The sequence below is a fragment of the Corynebacterium sp. Marseille-Q4381 genome, from assembly GCF_036881695.1.
Classification (GTDB): Bacteria; Actinomycetota; Actinomycetes; order Mycobacteriales; family Mycobacteriaceae; genus Corynebacterium.
This window is the reverse complement of the sequence record NZ_JBAJNR010000009.1, coordinates 17,614-32,848: the sequence shown is the minus strand read 5'-3', so window position 1 is coordinate 32,848 and position 15,235 is coordinate 17,614. Positions and strand designations below refer to the sequence as shown.

The window sequence follows — 15,235 nt, the reverse complement described above, 5'->3', positions numbered from 1 at the left end:
CAGTACGCTTAACCGCGTGAGAGGCAAAAAGATCACCCTCGGTGTCCTTTTCGGCATCCTCGCCGTGCTGGTGGCGCTGTACCTGGCCGACCTGGCTATGAACCGCGGCAACGTCCCCCGCGGCACCACGGTCGGCGGGGTGGCCATCGGCGGCATGAGCCCCGAGGACGCGAAGCAAGCGCTGGAGCGCGAGCTGGGCGGGGTGGAGAACAACCCGGTCGAGATCGCGGCGGGTTCCGAGCGAGCCGAGTTCCTCCCAGCGAAAGCCGGCCTCACCGTGGACTGGCAACAGACGGTGGACGCCGCAGGCATCGAGTCGGCGAACCCGGTCAGCCGCCTTCGCGGCATGTTCACCGAGCACGAGGTGCCGGCAGTGACCGCGGTCGACGAGGCGAAGCTGGCACCTGCGTTGCAGAAAGCCTCGGAAGAACTGCACCGCGAGCCTGCCGACGGCGCGATCCACATCAACGGCGGCGCAGCCGAGGTGACGGCGCCGAAGCCGGGGCAGAACGTGACCGCAGACTCGCTGCGCCCCGCGGTGGTGGACAACTGGCTGCGCCCCGGCGGTATCGAGGTTGACCCGGACGTGCTGCAACCCGCGGTGGACGACGCCGCGATCCGCGCCGCCCAAGACGGCCCGGTGCGCGCCGCGCTGCGCGGGCCGCTGACGGTGCACGGCCGCCCGGCCGCGGGCGAGCCCGACGGCGCGCCGGTTGACGCTGTGATCCCGCAGGACCGCCTCGGCGAAGTGGTCCAGTTCCCGGTTCGCGACGGCGCGCTCACCCCCGAGATCAACCACGAAGCGGCGCAGGCGATCCTCGGCGAGCAGCTCGCAGTCACCGAGACCGAGATGCAGAACGCGCGCGTACTCGCCGGCGGCGGCTACACCGACTCTGTCGACGGCTCCCAGGTGGACTGGGCGAAGACGATGGAGAGCTTCGACGACCGCTTGCTGGGCACCACCCCGCGCGAGTGGGACGCGGCGTACGAGGCGGTGCCCGCGGCGTTCACCTCCGAGCAGGCGGCCAACGCCACCTTCAACGAGGTGGTGGGCAGCTTCACCACCAGCGGCTACTCGGCGGCTTCCGGCCAGAACATCGCGCTGGTTGCGCAGACGGTCAACGGCGCGATCGTCAACCCTGGCGAGACGTTCTCGCTCAACGGTTACACCGGTCCCCGCGGCACCGCGCAGGGCTACGTGGAATCCGGCATCATTTTGAACGGTCGCGCGGACACCGCCGTCGGCGGCGGCATCTCCCAGTTCGCGACCACGCTCTACAACGCCGCCTACTTCGCGGGCATGACGGACATCGCGCACACGCCGCACTCGTACTACATCTCCCGCTACCCGGCGGGCCGCGAGGCCACGGTCTTCGAGGGCGCGATCGACCTGCAGTTCAGAAACGACTCGCCGTACCCGGTGAAGATCACCACCTCCGCAGGCGGCGGCCAGCTCACCGTCAGCCTGATGGGGGTCAAGACCACCAACGTTGAATCGATCAACGGCGGGCGGTGGGCCACCACGCAGCCGCAGGAGCAGCGCGTGACCGGTGAGAGCTGTATCCCGTCCGGCGGCGCGCCCGGCTTCACCACCTCGGACACCCGCGTGATCTACGACCTCGCGGGCAACGAGCTCTCCCGCGAAACCCAGACCACGGTCTACACCCCGCAGCCGATTGTGAAGTGCGGCTAACTGCTGGCCAGCGCCTAGTACTCCTCGAGCGGGGCTTGCGCCATGGCGGCCTTGATGTCGTCCATCAGGCGCCAGGCAGCCTGCGCCGCACCCTCGGGAACAAAGGCGGTGTGGTCGCGCTCGACCACGCCGCGGATAACGTTGCCGTAGGGCGATAGCGGGCCGTTGGCCAGCGGCACGCCCTGGATCTCTTTGACGTCCTCGCGGAAACCCTTGCCGGTGCGCAGCGTCACGCGCGTCTCCGGTGCTTCAAGCTCGACTTCGATAAGCGTCTCGGTTTCGCGCGAGGGGTCCACACCTGCTTCCTCCGCGTAGCCGGCGTAGCGGCCGCGCTTGACCGATCCCGGCGCCAGCTCGAAGGAGTCAAGCACCTCGCGCACGCGGGTGGGATTCGGCCCGCCGGCCAAGATGCGCGCCGCGGACTGGATCAGGTGCGACTGCACCATGTCCTCGGCGGCGCCGGTGGAGTCGTAGAACTCGGCGCGTCCCTCCAGGCCGAGCGACTCCTCAAAGACGAGCGACAGCGTCTCCGGCGCGCCCTCGGCGGCGACGCGGGCGGCGGCCGTGTTCACACCCGGCTCGGAGAGGAAGTGGTCGACGCGGTAGATCGCGTCCTCACCAACCAGCGCGTGCAGCGCCCGGTCCAAATCGTCCGCGTCCGCGGCACTCACGCCGTACGGCTTCTCCATGGCGAAGCGGATCGAGGAGGCAGCTCAACGCCGCGCAGCGCCTCGACGGCGCGCATGGTCACGGCTGGCGCGAGGGCGAAGTAGAGGATGGTGTGGTTGCCGTGGGCGCAATTAAGCAACTGCTCCAAATACGCCTGCTCGGTGGCGTCGCCGGGGGTGTAGCGCGCCGGGATGCCGCCGCCAGTGGCCTCGTCAACCATCGCCTGGTAGCTATCCACCTCGTCGCGGCCGGAGCCGATGACCTCGAAGCGGCGGCCGCTTGCGCGCGCGTACTCGCCGAGGCCGGGAAGCAGAAGACGCATCGCCAGGTCGCTCGTGCCGCCGAGCAGGATGAAGCTGATCAGTTCGTCGTTGCGTGCCATGGTGGCAACGCTACGCCAACCAATCAAGCGCCGGCGGGTGCGTTTCGCCGGGGCCGCGCTCCAAACCCCAAGCGGTGAGCTCAGCCATCAACGGGTCGCGCGGCATCATCGGGTGGCGCGGCGCGTAGCCGTCGTACCACTGCGCCACGTCGATGTTCGCTACGTCCGCGCCGTCGACCGCGACCAGTTTTGATGCGGTGTTGGGCGTGACAATGCGGTCTGCCGGCGAGTACAGCGAGGTGTAGACCACGCGCGGATCGGTGTCCGGCACCCCGACGTGCGCCGCGTTCCACTCCGAGCTGACCAACTGCTGCACCCCGCCAGGGGCCACGAACGACGAAAAGCGCGGGTGCTTCGCAATCACCGGCTCAAACCAGCGGGCGCGCCCGGCGAGGTCCGTGCCGTGGAAATTCGCGCCCATCGCCACCACGCGGCGCACGCGCTCGGCGCCGCCGTCGGCGATGTACAGCTTGGCCATCAAACCGCCCTGGGAGTGCGCCACCAAGTCCACCTGCTTCGCACCCGTCGCTTTCAGCACGCGTTCGACGTTCTCCGCGACGTCGTCGACAATCAGGTCGAGGTCGCCCACGCCGCGAAAACCCGGCGCGAACATGTCGCCGTAGTCGTGGCCCCACACCCAGTACCCGCGGCTTTTCAGAAGCTCCGCGTTCTGCCGGAAGCTGCGCACGCGCGCGGTGATGCCGTGCAGGTACACCACCGGCGTCGGGTGCGCGGGCACGAAATCGGGGTCGTTGAACGGAAGCGGGGGGCGGGTCTCAGCCGCCCGCCGCGCACCTTCGGCCCACAGCGCCGCCACAAGAAGTCGCATAGGGAGCATTGTGCTTGACGACGTTGCCCATAGACCAAGCTGTCTAGTATCGTCGGGTAAGCGATCCAGAAGTCCTGACGGTTGAAAGACCCCCGGCTCGTCAACTAGCAACCGCGCCCACCGCGCACGGTGCTCCCGGGGGAAGATCGGCCGGCGTAAGCGACCCGCGCGCCGGAAGTAGCGAGTATTTCTTTGGAGTTTTCCCATGTCCGATTGGACCCCCGCCATGCTGCGCGCCTTAAGCAGCGCCACCATCGTTTTCGTTGCCGGCGACATCCCGGTTCTGCGCACGTTCTCTTCGGCTGCCGGCGCCGTTGGCTTCGTCGCCGAAGCCGGCATGTCGTTTGAGTTTTCCGCCGAGAAGAACGCCGTGCGCAACTCCGCCGGTCAGGTTCTTGATCTGCCTGTTCTGGAGGCCCCGCAGCGGTTCGTCGACCACACCGAATGCACCCTGATTCTCGACGGCCACCGCCCGCATCACATCCCAGCCTTGAAGGCGGCTCACCGTCCCGCCGAGGAGTGGGAACCCGTTGAGTTCCTCAGCGCGGAGGGCCAGAAAGTTTCTCTGGCCACGCCCGCTGGGATCCTCACCGTTTACCACCACGCGCCCGACCGGCTTCGCGACGCCACCGAAGTCCACCAAGAATTCCGCATACTGCGCGGCGCGGGGGAGGAGGATGCGGATGGGCGGCAGCGCCGGGCGTGCTTCATGTATTCGACGGCGCCGATCGGGCCGTGTATCGCGTGAGGGTGGTTTGCGTTTGACGGCCGGTCGGTGCGGTCGGTGCGGTCGGTGCGGTCGGTGCCCCCGCAACGCGCCACGTTCGCTACCAGGGCAATTGCAAATGGTAACCCCTAAATGGTGACCGGCAGATGGTCATTAACCGAGTAGCTGGTCCCCGCCGAGTCGTCGTTTTCTCGGCTAATGACCATCTGCAAGCAACACTTTGCAAGCAACACTTTGCCAATGTCCGGGTGCGGCGATTGTCTCGTGGGTAGGGGTCGCCAAAACAAAAGGACCAGGGTAAAACCCTGGTCAAATTTGAGCCGGCGACGAGAATCGAACTCGCACTCTCAGCTTGGGAAGCTGATGTTCTACCACTAAACTACGCCGGCATCTTGCGGTGAGGGTTACTTTAGCACTGGCACGGGGGAGCCCAAAAAACTTGGGGGTCGGGCCGATACACTTATATGCCGTGCTGCTTTCAGACCATGACATCCGCGACGCCATTGAATCGGGCCGGCTCGGTATCGACCCGTTCGACGCCGACCTGATCCAGCCCAGCTCGATCGACGTGCGCATGGACAACCTGTTCCGCGTCTTCAACAACTCGAAGTACACGCACATCGATCCAAAGCAGGAGCAGCCGGAGCTGACCACGCTTGTTGAGGTGCCCGAAGGTGAGCCTTTTGTGCTGCACCCGGGTGAGTTTGTGTTGGCCGCGACGTTGGAGCAATTCACGCTTCCGGCGGATCTGGCGGGGCGGTTGGAGGGTAAGTCGTCGTTAGGCCGCCTGGGGCTTTTGACGCACTCAACCGCAGGCTTCATCGACCCGGGTTTCACCGGACACATCACCCTGGAGCTATCGAACGTGGCAAATCTGCCGATCACGCTGTGGCCGGGGATGAAGGTTGGCCAGCTCGCACTGTTCGCCATGACCTCGGCGGCTGAGACTCCGTACGGATCTTCTGCGCTGGGGTCGAAGTACCAAGGTCAGCGCGGCCCGACGCCGTCGAAGGCGTACCTAAACTTCCGTTAACGCGCGCCCGCATGTTGGCGAAGCGCGTAACCTTGAGACCATGACTACTCCGAACGAGCACCACTCCTGCGGCTGCGGCAACCACGCCGACAAGCCGGTCAACCCCGATCACGCCCACGTGCGTGAAGAGATCAAGATCGTTCCCGCTGAGGGCTCGGTAGACGCAACTGTCGCGCCGGCCGAGGGTTCTGCTTGCGGCTGCGCTGAGGGCGAGTGCCAATGCGGCAAGGGCCACGGCGCGAACGAGACCCCCAAGTCCAGCTGCTGCGGCGGACACGGTCACGGTCACGGACACGACAACGGCCGCGAGAACACTGCTGACATCGACGGCGAGGTTCGCACGGTCGATGGTGCTGAGACCCACGTTGATGGCACCCGCTGGAACGACGGCAATGTCCCGGCTGCGGGCGGTGACGCTACTGGAAGTGGGCAGGGCAGTGCTGAGAAGGGCAATGTGAACTAGGTAAGGGCGTCGACAAGCAACCTGCCCCTTGCGTACGGGTTGGTAGGCGAGGGGCTGTTGCTCCGCCGTGCCGCTAGGAGAATCAAAATGGCGAAACAACTGTTTTTCCCCACCAACGAGTCGAACAACCAGATCAACAAAGATGAGATTTGGGAGCTTGCGCGCCGTATCGACGTGGACGCAGCGCTCAACTTTTTCTTCACGGCCAGGAAATCCAAAATCCTCCGTTATGCAGCAGAGATCGCGGATATCAACAAGGACTCTTCACTTAAGCCGGAGGAGAAGGCGGAGCAGCTCTCCGATGCGCTGGAGCGCTATGTAGAAGTCTTAAGCCTTGACCCAGATGAAGTAGATGGCGAACTTGCTGATGAGGGCTTGGACCCTGCTCTATCGCTTGCCGCATCAACGCTCTACGCGCTTCTTGCTAATGCATACGTCGAAGAGGCCCTTACGAATGCTCTAGAGCACCCGCAGAAGAGCTTCCCGATGATGATGTACGCAAAGAACCCGGATATCGTCCTCTTCAAAACAAGCAGGAAGCACTTCGAGGTCTTCATTGAATGCGGCACATATACGGTGGAAGCGCGTACAGATGATGCGGCAGTGGAGCAGATAGAAGCGCTTGCAACTGAGGATGTGGTGCAAGAAATGCACATCGTGAGTCTTGAAGATGCTCGTGGCGATGTGCAATTCGGTATGGACTCTTGGGAGGACTACTTTGGCGTTTCTTGGGAAGAAGCGCATCAAGACTTTCAAGCGAAAGAAACTACGTATCTAGATGCCTAGAAACTAGTAAACGAAGCATCCGCCTGCTGAAGTCTCCTCGTTTGTCGGAAATCAGCACTGCGTAGAGCGCTGAAGACCATTAAGATCGTGCAAGATGTGAACGATTGATGAGCAGGACAAACTGGTCGCCCTGTTTGCTCGCAATGTGCCCGCACGAGTCTCTGTAGGGCGTGAAATCTGCGATCAACACGTGCTCTAGGTGCAGGGTAAACGCGCTGCTTCACCATTTTCCTGAGAAGGGGTCTTTCTAATGCGTATGACTGTGATCGGTACTGGCTACCTTGGTGCGACCCACGCGGCGTGTATGGCGGAGCTGGGGCACGAGGTGCTTGGTGTTGATGTTGATGAAAACAAGATCAACCAGCTGAAGGCGTCGAAGGTGCCGTTTTATGAGCCGGGCCTGCCCGAGGTGCTCGAGCGCAACATGGCCGCCGGCCGCCTCGACTTCACCACCGACTACGACGAGGCAGCAGACTTTGCCAACGTTCACTTCATCGGGGTGGGCACCCCGCAGCAGCGCGGCTCGTACGCCGCCGACACCCGCTACGTCGAGGCCGTGATCGCCGACTTGGTGCCGAAGCTTGAGGGCCACCACGTCATCTTCGGCAAGTCGACCGTCCCGGTCGGTACCGCGGCTCAGCTGCAGCAGCAAGCCGACGAGCTGATCGCTAAGCACGGCAACAACGCCACCGTCGAGATCGCGTGGAACCCGGAATTCCTGCGCGAAGGCTACGCGGTGAAAGACACCATCGAACCCGACCGCATCGTCCTCGGCGTGCGGGGCGCGAGCGCCCCGCACGGAGAGAGCCGAGCTGAGGAAATCGCCCGCGAGGTCTACGCCACGCCACTGGCTAACAACACCCCGTTTATCGTCACCGACCTGCAGACCGCGGAGCTGGTGAAAGTCTCTGCAAACGCGTTCTTGGCCACGAAGATCTCCTTCATCAACGCCGTCAGCGAGGTCTGCGAGATCGTCGGCGCGGACGTGACCCAGCTGGCGGACGCGATCGGCTACGACGACCGCATCGGCCGCAAGTTCTTGGGCGCGGGCCTTGGTTTCGGCGGCGGCTGCTTGCCGAAAGACATCCGCGCGTTCATGGCTCGCGCCGGCGAGCTCGGCGCCGACCAGGCGTTGACGTTCCTTCGCGAGGTCGACGCGATCAACATGCGCCGCCGCCAGCGCGTGGTGGATCTCTCCCGCGAGATGCTCGGTTCGCTGATCGGCAAACGCATCACCGTGCTCGGTGCCGCGTTTAAGCCGAACTCGGATGACGTGCGCGATTCGCCGGCGCTTGCCGTCGCCGGCCAGCTTTCCCTCGCCGGCGCCGCGGTGCGCGTGTACGACCCCCAGGGCATGGACAACGCCCGCAAGGTGTTCCCCACCCTCGATTACGCCGCCTCCCTCGAGGACGCCCTGCGCGGCGCGGAGCTGACCATCCTCGCCACCGAGTGGCAGGAGTTCAAGGAGATGGACCCGGTGTGGGCTGCAGGGCTGGTCGAAAAGCAGTTGCTTATCGACGCCCGCAACGTCCTCCCCGTCACCTCCTGGCAACAAGCCGGCTGGGAACTGCGCGCGCTGGGCCGCAGCTTGTAGAACATTACAATCTGTCGAGTCCCAGCGTTCCAATCTGACGAGTCTTCGCCTTACAATCTGACGGGTTGCGCGTATAGTAGCAGCTTATGTACATTCCGCGGATCGCGGATCAACGCTTAGAAAACGCGCTCAGGCGAAAGGGTGGAGTCCTCGTCCGCGGCCCGAAAGGGTGTGGCAAGACCGAGACATCGCTGCAGCAATCAAGCAGCGTGCTCAATGTGGACACGGATCCCCGGGTGCAATTTTTAATGGGAAGTGACCCAGCAAGCCTGCTCGAAGGCGACACCCCGCGGCTGATCGATGAATGGCAGTTCCAACCGCAGCTTTGGGATTTGGCTCGTCACGCGATTGACCGGCGGCAAACGAAAGGGCAGTTCATCTTCACGGGGTCGACGGTTCCGACCGAGGAGCTCACACGCCATTCCGGGGCCGGGCGGTTTGCGCATGTGACCATGTCTACGCTCACCATGTTCGAGACTGGCGAGTCGTCTGGAGAGGTGTCGCTCAGCGCTCTTGCGGAGGCGGAGCGGCCAAGCTACATCGACAGCGCGATGAGCTTGGACGCGCTTGTGGAAAGGATGTGCCGCGGTGGCTGGCCTGATAACGTCGGGCTTTCTACACCGGATGCGCTCCGCTCCAACCGAGAATACGTCGAGCAAGTTGCACACGTAGATATCCGGACTCCGGACGGTGCCCAGCGAAGCCCGGAGAAGGTGGAGCGCCTCCTCGCCTCGATCGCGCGCAACGTGGGCACTGAGGCCGACGTGCAAACCCTTGCCAAGGATGCTGGGGTCGCGCGAGAAACGGTGTCCGATTACCTAGACGCGCTCTCGCGGATCTTCATTTCGGTGGATCAACCCGCCTGGTCTGCCCATCTCCGGTCGAAGGCGACACTCCGCAAATCTCCGAAGCGGCACCTCGTCGACCCAGCGTTGGCTGTCGCTGCGCTGAAGCGGCAGCCGCGCGATATCGCCAACGACTACGAATACGCGGGCCAGCTGTTCGAGTCTTTCGTTGTCCACGAACTCCGCGCCTACAGCGACGAGCAGGTCTACCACGCGCGGTTGAACACAAACCTCGAGGTGGACGCGGTTGTGCCTATCAATGGCCGTCCGATTCTGGTGGAGGTCAAGTTGGGCCACTACCCGCAGGTGATCGATGCGGCGGCGAGTACGCTTCTCCGCTTCGCCGACCAACTGGAAGCGGATCCTATCCTGCTCGTGGTGACCGGGGGCGGTCCCGCGTACACCCGCCCCGACGGAATTGTTGTAGCGCCCGTGTCTTTGTTGGGGCCGTAAGCAGAGCATTTTGCTTATCGACGCCCTCCCCTTCCCACACAGCAACCAACCGGTGCCCCGCACCGTCGAGAGGGATCGAAAGTGCCGGATTCGGGGACGAAGGTCCGAAAGCCAGCGCTAGCCATGTTCATCCTGCAGCAGTGCGCATACAGTCCTCCTCGTACGATGCGTCCCTCGACTGTTGCAAGGTTTACCCATGTACCGCTCAATTTCCTTCCGCAAGGCGGTTGTCGCTCCCGCTTTCACCCTGGCCCTGACCGCTGCAGCCGTGGCACCGGCGATGGTGGCCACCGCTAGTACTGCCGCTTCCACCGTCGAAACCCGGGAGAACGACACCGCTGTATTCTCCACCGCGAATAACGGCCGCGACCTCCTCATTTCCCTCAAACACGGTGCGACTTTCGCCGAACAGGGTAAAGACGTGGTGGTCAAGGACGCAACCGGCAATGTTGTCGAGACCCTGCCCGAGGCCGCGGTGAACAAGGAACGCGACACGATCGGCTTCTACTACACCGTGAAGAACGGCAATCAGCTGCAGGTCACCCAGACTGGCGCTAACGGTGCCGTCACCTACGGGTGGTGGAGCGACTGGGGTAAGTGTGCCGTCGGCACTGGTGGCTCCGCGCTTGTGGCCGGGGCGGTCAGTGGGGGCTGGGGTGCGCTCGGTGGCGGTATGGTCGGCGCCGCCACCTTCTGCTAGGAGGCCACCATGAAACTGCAGAACCCCAAGTTTGCGATCGGCATCACCACCCTCGCGGTGTTCATCTCTGTGGCCTTTATCGTGGCGTTCGGTCGCACCTACGTCATCCTCTTCCTTCTTTCGATGGTGCTTTTGGCCAGCTCAGTGAAGTCGGCTTTGGCGCAGGCCGAGACGCCCTCCCGCCCTAGTCACTAGTAAGCCGACGGCCAGCTGCGGCGGCGAAGTCGTCGAGAAGCGAAAGGACGTCAGGGGAGCGCCAGGCCTGCTGACGCTGCCGCCACGGATGCGGTGGTGCCACGCCATGCCGAGAAAGCCTACCACCAAACTTCTGGGCTAAAGTTTGGCAATTTTCGGAAACCGCGAAACTTAGTGCTGGTGGTAGTCGGCGAGGAAGTTGCCCAACCTATCGATAGCGTTTTCTAGCTGCGACGCCCACGGCAAGAACACGACGCGGAAGTGGTCCGGGGTCGGGTAGTTAAAGCCCGTGCCCTGCACCATGAGGATTTTCTCCGCCTTGAGCAGGTCGAGCATGAACTTCTCGTCGTCGTGGATGTTGTACATCTCGGCGTCGATCTTGGGGAAGCAATACAGCGCGCCCTTCGGCTCAACCACGGAAACACCCGGGATCTCGCGGAGCTTGCGCACCGCGACGTCGCGCTGCTTGTGCAGGCGGCCGCCTTCGGCGGTAAGCTCGTAGATTGACTGGCGGCCGCCGAGCGCGACCTGGATCGCGTGCTGGCCTGGCACGTTCGCGCACAGGCGCGTGCCTGAGAGCAGGTCCAAGCCCTCGATGAAACCGGTAGCGCGGCGGCGCGGGCCGGTGATGATCATCCAGCCGGCGCGGTAGCCGCACACGCGGTATGCCTTGGACAGGCCGTTGAAGGTGACGGTGACTAGGTCGGGGGCGACTTCGGCCATGGAGATGTGCTGCGCGCCGTCGTACAGCACGCGGTCGTAAATCTCGTCTGCGAGCACCATCAGCTCGTGTTCGCGCGCAATGTTCGCAATGCCCTCGAGCACGTCACGGGAGTAGACCGCGCCGGTGGGGTTGTTCGGGTTGATCACCACGATCGCCTTCGTGCGCGGGGTGATCTTCTCCCGGATATCCTCCAGCGACGGGTTCCAGTTGTCCTCCTCGTCGCACAGGTAGTGCACGACCTTGCCGCCGGCCAGCGTCGATGCCGCAGTCCACAGGGGGTAGTCGGGGGCGGGGATGAGGATCTCGTCGCCGTCGTTAAGCAGTGCTTGCGTGACCATGCTGATCAGCTCGCTCACGCCGTTGCCGATGTAGACGTCGTCGACGTCGAAGTGCGGGAATGCGTCGATCATCTCGTAGCGGGTGACAATGGCGCGGCGGGCGGAAATGATGCCCTTGGAGGTGGTGTAGCCCTGCGAGGTGGGCAGGTTCGCGATCATGTCGCGCATGATCACGTCCGGTGCCTCGAACCCGAAGATGGCCGGGTTGCCGGTGTTGAGCTTCAGAATCGTGTGGCCGTCGCGCTCCATCTTCTCGGCGGTCGCGCTCACCGGGCCGCGGATGTCGTAGAAGACGTTTTTCAGCTTGTCGGCTTGGTCGAAGTGCCGGTGATTCATGGCTTCCTCCTGAAGCGGTTCACGGTTTGGTGGGCGACGTCGAGCGCGTCGGTGGTGATCTGGTTGAACTGGTCCTGGCGCTGCGCCCGCACCAGCGCTTGCTGCTGCGCCTTGGCGGCCTCGATCTCCAGCTGGCGGGCCTTCAACTCCTGGCGGCGCTGCATCTCCAGCTGCCGCAGGCTCGGCATGTACCAGGAGTCCGGGCCGACCTTCATCACGTACAGCAGGATGAACAGGGTGGGGATCAGCAGTAGCGACAGGCCCGCCAGGGCGTCCAACCCCGCGGCGCCGGCCACTGCGGTCAGGCCCATAGAGCCGATGGTGCCGAGCCAGAAGACGCCGGCGCGGGTGCGCTTGCCGGCGCGGCGGGCCTGCATGATCTCGGCCTGGGAGTACAGCGTGACATCGTGCGAAGGCTGCGCTTGCGCCGACGGGGGAGGGCCAGTCGGCAGATCCGACAAGATCGGTCCGAGGTCCGCGTGCGTCTGCGCCTTTGCCAGGAACGCGCAGCGCTCGTCGAACTCAGCCATGGTCAGACGGCCTTCGCCGAGCGCGCGGCCAAGGACATCCATGGCCTCCATGCGCTCGGCGTCACCGATTCTGAAGTTGCCGTAAGGGGTACTCACCCTTCACATCGTATATGCGAAGCACCCCCTCGGGGCTTAGTGCCAACGCTCGTCGATACCGGTGACGCGGTCTGCGTACCGGCTTTGCGACGCCCCGTACTCCTCCTCAGGCAACTGGTAGAAGTACACGCGCGGCAGTACCGCCTCCACCTTGTCCAGGTAGGTGGTGACGAAGTTGTCCACGTCCTCGCGCTTGGCGGAGGCCTCGTTGACGTAGATGAACAGCGGGCGGGCCAGCGGGTAGTTGCCGCTCTTCGCCTCCTCGGCAGACGGGGCGACGCCGTCCACCAGCACGTTGTCGATGCGGCTGCGGGTCGGGTCCTCGGTGGCGAGGTAGTTGCCGATGCCCATAAACGACAGCGCGTTCACGTCGTCCGCGACCCAGGAGGAGAGCTCTTGGATGTCGTCGGTGGACTCGTAATCCTCGCGGATGGTGTCGCCGTCGAGCACGAGCGTCTCGAACACCCCCAAGGTGCCGGAGCCGGCGGGGCGGCCGTAGAGCTTGATCTCCTCGTCCGGCCACGACGGGTCAATGTCCGACCACTTGGTCACGGAGGACTCCTTCGACCAGATGTCGTGCAGCTGCTCGATGGAAAGGTCCTTCGCCCAGTCGTTCTTGGTGTTCTTCACAATCGTGATGGCGTCGAGTGCGATGGGCAGCTCGACGTACTCCACGTTGTTGTCGGCGCACTGCTTCTGGTAGTCCACCGGCTCACCTTCGCCCGGGATGGACACGGAGGCGTCGTTGATGTCGGCCTCGCCGGCGCAGAATTTCTCAAAACCGTCGGTGGAGCCAATGCCCTCGATGTTGACGTCAAAGTCGTAGCGGTTGGCCATGTAGCGGGTGATCGGCTCAACCGTGGAGGAGCCGGTGACCTGGATCGCGTCCTCGCCCGGGGTGTTGTCCGACGAGCAGGCGGCGGCCAAAAGGGTGGTGGCGGTCAGCGCCACGGCGGTGGCGCGGCGGGGGAACTTAGCCATGCTGCTTGTGCTCCTTCATTTCGGTGCGGAACTCACGCAGCAGGCGGAAGAGGTTCTTCCAGGAGCCCTGGGAGTTGGTCCAGTACTCCTCGAAGTTCTCGTTCAGCTCGGCTTCCTGCTCCGGGGTCACGTTCGGGTTCTTCTTCACGTGGCGCTCGGCCGTCTTGGGGGCTGCGGCGACCTCGGTGGCGGCGCCGGTGGCGCCCGCCTCGTGAGCTTCAGCTGCCGCCTGCTGGCGATGTCCGTGGCGCGCCTCGAGCTCGGTGCGCAGCTCAGCGGCGGTTTCTTCCAGCTCGTTGAGTAGCGCCACGAGGGCGTTGTCCGGGGCCTCGTTCTGGATCAGGTCATGGGCCATCGGCGTCAGATCGGGGGTCTGGATGTTCTCGTTCTCAGTCATGGGTGCGCTCCTTGTATCGCGTTGTTGTTAGGACACGGCGTTCGAGATGAACACGGCCAAGATCGGGATCAGGAAGAACACGCCACCGATCCAGATGAAGACGTAGACCTTGTTCTTCGTTGCGAGGCCCGCCAGCCAATCGGAGCCGGCCGGAGGCAGCTTGCGCAGGAACGGCACACTCAGGATCAGGATGGCTGCAAACGTGTTGAACAGGGTGTGCACCAACGCACCGGCCATGGCGGCTTCGGCCTCGGCGCCGGAGGCGGAGAAGGCCGCGATCAGGCCGGTGACGGTGGTACCGATGTTGGCGCCGACCACGAACGGGAACAGGTCGCGCACCTTGAACTTGCCGGACGCTGCCAGCGGCACCGTGAGCGAGGTGGTGGTGGAGGAGGACTGCACCAGCGTGGTGATGGCCGCACCCGAGAGGACGCCGAGGAACGCATTCTTGCCCAGGGTGTTGTAGAGGATCTCCTGCGCCTTACCCACCAGCAGCGCGTTCAGGATCTTGCCAATGAACTGGATGGAGAACAGGATCAGCCCGATACCAACCAGCGCGAGGATGATGCCGGCCCACACGTCGCTGAGCGGCTCAACCAGGTTGGAAGCAAGGCCCACCAACGGCTCGGTGAGCATGTCGATGAAGTCGCCGATGGACTCGAAGATGCCAGCGACGACGCCTTCGCCCGTACCGGACAGCGCCGGGGCGATCGCGGTTGCGGTCTTGCCCAGGAAGCCGGTGAGCATCTCCAGCGGGAAGAAGATCAGGATGGCGATCACGTTGAAGAAGTCGTGCACGGTCGCCATGGAGAAACCGGACTGGAACTGCTTCTTGTTACCGGCCAAGCCCAGAGCCACCAGGGTCGAGGTGACCGAGGTACCCATGTTCGCGCCGAAGAGCATCGGGATCGCGATGTTCAGTGGCAGACCACCGGCGATCATGCCCACCACGATCGAGGTGGTGGTGGAGGAGGATTGGATGATGGCGGTGGCCACGATACCGATGGCCAGACCCACGAACGGGTTCTCGGCAAACGAGAAGAGCTCCTCGGCGCGGTCGCCGGCGATGAGCTGGAAGCCGTCGCCAATCATGCCCACACCGTTGAGCAGCAGCCAGATGCCGAGGATGACGGCGATCCAGTTCGCTACCTGCTTCGCGGTGCCCTCGAACGGGAGGAATCCGAGCGGGTCCTTCTTTTCGTCGTCGTCATCGACCTCGTTGTCGGAAAGGTTGCGGTTCTCGTCATCCTTGGCCTCCGCTTCCTCGTTCCAGCGGGCGTTCTGGTCGTACTGGCCGGCCTCATCGAGGACCTGCACACCGGAGCCGTCCTCGGCGGCGTGCTCGGTGCCGTGACCGGCGCCGCGCTGGGGCTCACCGGCATCGCCGGTGTAAAGGCCCTCGTCGTTCTTCCTGCTCATTGCAACCCAATCTCTTATGTTCATTTCGGCAGACTTACTCGCCTG

At 64.0% G+C, this 15,235-nt stretch carries 17 protein-coding genes, 1 tRNA gene and 1 riboswitch; of the genes, 9 read left to right on the top strand and 9 right to left on the bottom strand.

What is annotated here, in order from left to right; genetic code table 11:
• Positions 1-97 precede the first annotated feature (97 nt).
• The gene (locus V6D40_RS08710) at positions 98-1,693 is read left to right on the top strand and encodes a VanW family protein (protein WP_442891910.1); all 1,596 of its coding nucleotides are present in this window, start codon (positions 98-100) and stop codon (positions 1,691-1,693) included.
• A gap of 14 nt (positions 1,694-1,707) precedes the next feature.
• Here V6D40_RS08710 and V6D40_RS08705 read toward each other — a convergent pair whose 3' ends face one another.
• From V6D40_RS08705 to V6D40_RS08695, 3 genes are read right to left on the bottom strand one after another with little or no spacing between them, the layout of a single operon-like run.
• Entirely contained in the window at positions 1,708-2,382 is a 675-nt protein-coding gene (locus tag V6D40_RS08705; protein ID WP_334289969.1) for a hypothetical protein, read from the bottom strand.
• On the bottom strand, positions 2,361-2,744 hold the full coding sequence (locus tag V6D40_RS08700) for a hypothetical protein (RefSeq protein ID WP_334289968.1): 384 nt from the start codon (positions 2,742-2,744) through the stop codon (positions 2,361-2,363). The genes V6D40_RS08705 and V6D40_RS08700 overlap by 22 nt, the downstream gene beginning before the upstream one ends.
• Before the next feature lie 10 nt (positions 2,745-2,754).
• A complete protein-coding gene (locus tag V6D40_RS08695; protein ID WP_334289967.1) occupies positions 2,755-3,573 on the bottom strand; it encodes an esterase/lipase family protein in 819 nt (272 codons plus the stop codon).
• Positions 3,574-3,635: 62 nt separating this feature from the next.
• Positions 3,636-3,759: riboswitch (SAM riboswitch) on the top strand.
• Positions 3,760-3,778: 19 nt separating this feature from the next.
• On the opposite strand from V6D40_RS08695, the gene V6D40_RS08690 reads away from it, so the two are divergent.
• Positions 3,779-4,321 carry a hypothetical protein gene (locus tag V6D40_RS08690; RefSeq protein WP_334289966.1) on the top strand — a complete coding sequence of 181 codons (543 nt, stop codon included), beginning with the start codon at positions 3,779-3,781 and terminating at the stop codon, positions 4,319-4,321.
• 297 nt (positions 4,322-4,618) lie between these two features.
• Here V6D40_RS08690 and V6D40_RS08685 read toward each other — a convergent pair.
• A tRNA-Gly gene (locus V6D40_RS08685) sits at positions 4,619-4,689 on the bottom strand.
• A gap of 80 nt (positions 4,690-4,769) precedes the next feature.
• On the opposite strand from V6D40_RS08685, the gene dcd reads away from it, so the two are divergent.
• The 7 genes from dcd to V6D40_RS08650 all read left to right on the top strand — a co-directional run bounded on the left by dcd (position 4,770) and on the right by V6D40_RS08650 (position 10,369).
• On the top strand, positions 4,770-5,333 hold the full coding sequence (dcd, locus tag V6D40_RS08680) for a dCTP deaminase (RefSeq protein WP_334289965.1): 564 nt from the start codon (positions 4,770-4,772) through the stop codon (positions 5,331-5,333).
• Positions 5,334-5,373: 40 nt separating this feature from the next.
• Positions 5,374-5,796, top strand: coding sequence for a hypothetical protein (locus V6D40_RS08675; protein WP_334289964.1), 423 nt, complete (start codon positions 5,374-5,376; stop codon positions 5,794-5,796).
• An 87-nt stretch (positions 5,797-5,883) separates the two neighbouring features.
• A complete protein-coding gene (locus V6D40_RS08670) occupies positions 5,884-6,582 on the top strand; it encodes a hypothetical protein (protein ID WP_334289963.1) in 699 nt (232 codons plus the stop codon).
• 250 nt (positions 6,583-6,832) lie between these two features.
• Positions 6,833-8,176, top strand: a complete 1,344-nt coding sequence (locus tag V6D40_RS08665; protein WP_334289962.1) for a UDP-glucose dehydrogenase family protein — start codon at positions 6,833-6,835, stop codon at positions 8,174-8,176.
• Between the two features lie 86 nt (positions 8,177-8,262).
• Entirely contained in the window at positions 8,263-9,474 is a 1,212-nt protein-coding gene (locus V6D40_RS08660; RefSeq protein WP_334289961.1) for an ATP-binding protein, read from the top strand.
• 196 nt (positions 9,475-9,670) lie between these two features.
• Positions 9,671-10,174, top strand: a complete 504-nt coding sequence (locus V6D40_RS08655) for a hypothetical protein (RefSeq protein ID WP_334289960.1) — start codon at positions 9,671-9,673, stop codon at positions 10,172-10,174.
• 9 nt (positions 10,175-10,183) lie between these two features.
• Positions 10,184-10,369: a hypothetical protein gene (locus tag V6D40_RS08650; RefSeq protein WP_334289959.1), complete on the top strand. Its 186-nt coding sequence runs from the start codon at positions 10,184-10,186 to the stop codon at positions 10,367-10,369.
• Between the two features lie 171 nt (positions 10,370-10,540).
• On the opposite strand, the gene V6D40_RS08645 is transcribed toward V6D40_RS08650, so the two are convergent.
• From V6D40_RS08645 to V6D40_RS08625, 5 genes are read right to left on the bottom strand one after another with little or no spacing between them, the layout of a single operon-like run.
• Complete coding sequence (locus V6D40_RS08645) at positions 10,541-11,767, bottom strand: pyridoxal phosphate-dependent aminotransferase (protein ID WP_334289958.1); 1,227 nt, start codon at positions 11,765-11,767, stop codon at positions 10,541-10,543.
• Entirely contained in the window at positions 11,764-12,393 is a 630-nt protein-coding gene (locus tag V6D40_RS08640) for a DUF1707 SHOCT-like domain-containing protein (protein ID WP_334289957.1), read from the bottom strand. The genes V6D40_RS08645 and V6D40_RS08640 overlap by 4 nt, the downstream gene beginning before the upstream one ends.
• Positions 12,394-12,429: 36 nt before the next feature.
• On the bottom strand, positions 12,430-13,374 hold the full coding sequence (locus V6D40_RS08635) for a substrate-binding domain-containing protein (protein ID WP_334289956.1): 945 nt from the start codon (positions 13,372-13,374) through the stop codon (positions 12,430-12,432).
• Positions 13,367-13,771 carry a hypothetical protein gene (locus V6D40_RS08630; protein WP_334289955.1) on the bottom strand — a complete coding sequence of 135 codons (405 nt, stop codon included), beginning with the start codon at positions 13,769-13,771 and terminating at the stop codon, positions 13,367-13,369. Before V6D40_RS08630 ends, V6D40_RS08635 begins: the two co-directional genes overlap by 8 nt.
• Before the next feature lie 27 nt (positions 13,772-13,798).
• Positions 13,799-15,190 carry a Na/Pi symporter gene (locus V6D40_RS08625; RefSeq protein WP_334289954.1) on the bottom strand — a complete coding sequence of 464 codons (1,392 nt, stop codon included), beginning with the start codon at positions 15,188-15,190 and terminating at the stop codon, positions 13,799-13,801.
• Positions 15,191-15,235 lie beyond the last annotated feature (45 nt).

Excerpts from the sequence above, each read along its gene's own strand:
- V6D40_RS08710 (WP_442891910.1), top strand. The coding sequence starts at position 98 with ATGAACCGCGGCAACGTCCCCCGCGGCACCACGGTCGGCGGGGTGGCC.
- V6D40_RS08665 (WP_334289962.1), top strand. The coding sequence starts at position 6,833 with ATGCGTATGACTGTGATCGGTACTGGCTACCTTGGTGCGACCCACGCG.
- V6D40_RS08660 (WP_334289961.1), top strand. The coding sequence starts at position 8,263 with ATGTACATTCCGCGGATCGCGGATCAACGCTTAGAAAACGCGCTCAGG.
- V6D40_RS08625 (WP_334289954.1), bottom strand. The coding sequence starts at position 15,190 with ATGAGCAGGAAGAACGACGAGGGCCTTTACACCGGCGATGCCGGTGAG.
- V6D40_RS08675 (WP_334289964.1), top strand. The coding sequence starts at position 5,374 with ATGACTACTCCGAACGAGCACCACTCCTGCGGCTGCGGCAACCACGCC.
- V6D40_RS08635 (WP_334289956.1), bottom strand. The coding sequence starts at position 13,374 with ATGGCTAAGTTCCCCCGCCGCGCCACCGCCGTGGCGCTGACCGCCACC.
- V6D40_RS08695 (WP_334289967.1), bottom strand. The coding sequence starts at position 3,573 with ATGCGACTTCTTGTGGCGGCGCTGTGGGCCGAAGGTGCGCGGCGGGCG.
- V6D40_RS08700 (WP_334289968.1), bottom strand. The coding sequence starts at position 2,744 with ATGGCACGCAACGACGAACTGATCAGCTTCATCCTGCTCGGCGGCACG.
- V6D40_RS08645 (WP_334289958.1), bottom strand. The coding sequence starts at position 11,767 with ATGAATCACCGGCACTTCGACCAAGCCGACAAGCTGAAAAACGTCTTC.
- V6D40_RS08650 (WP_334289959.1), top strand. The coding sequence starts at position 10,184 with ATGAAACTGCAGAACCCCAAGTTTGCGATCGGCATCACCACCCTCGCG.
- V6D40_RS08705 (WP_334289969.1), bottom strand. The coding sequence starts at position 2,382 with ATGGAGAAGCCGTACGGCGTGAGTGCCGCGGACGCGGACGATTTGGAC.
- V6D40_RS08690 (WP_334289966.1), top strand. The coding sequence starts at position 3,779 with ATGTCCGATTGGACCCCCGCCATGCTGCGCGCCTTAAGCAGCGCCACC.
- V6D40_RS08670 (WP_334289963.1), top strand. The coding sequence starts at position 5,884 with ATGGCGAAACAACTGTTTTTCCCCACCAACGAGTCGAACAACCAGATC.
- V6D40_RS08655 (WP_334289960.1), top strand. The coding sequence starts at position 9,671 with ATGTACCGCTCAATTTCCTTCCGCAAGGCGGTTGTCGCTCCCGCTTTC.
- V6D40_RS08630 (WP_334289955.1), bottom strand. The coding sequence starts at position 13,771 with ATGACTGAGAACGAGAACATCCAGACCCCCGATCTGACGCCGATGGCC.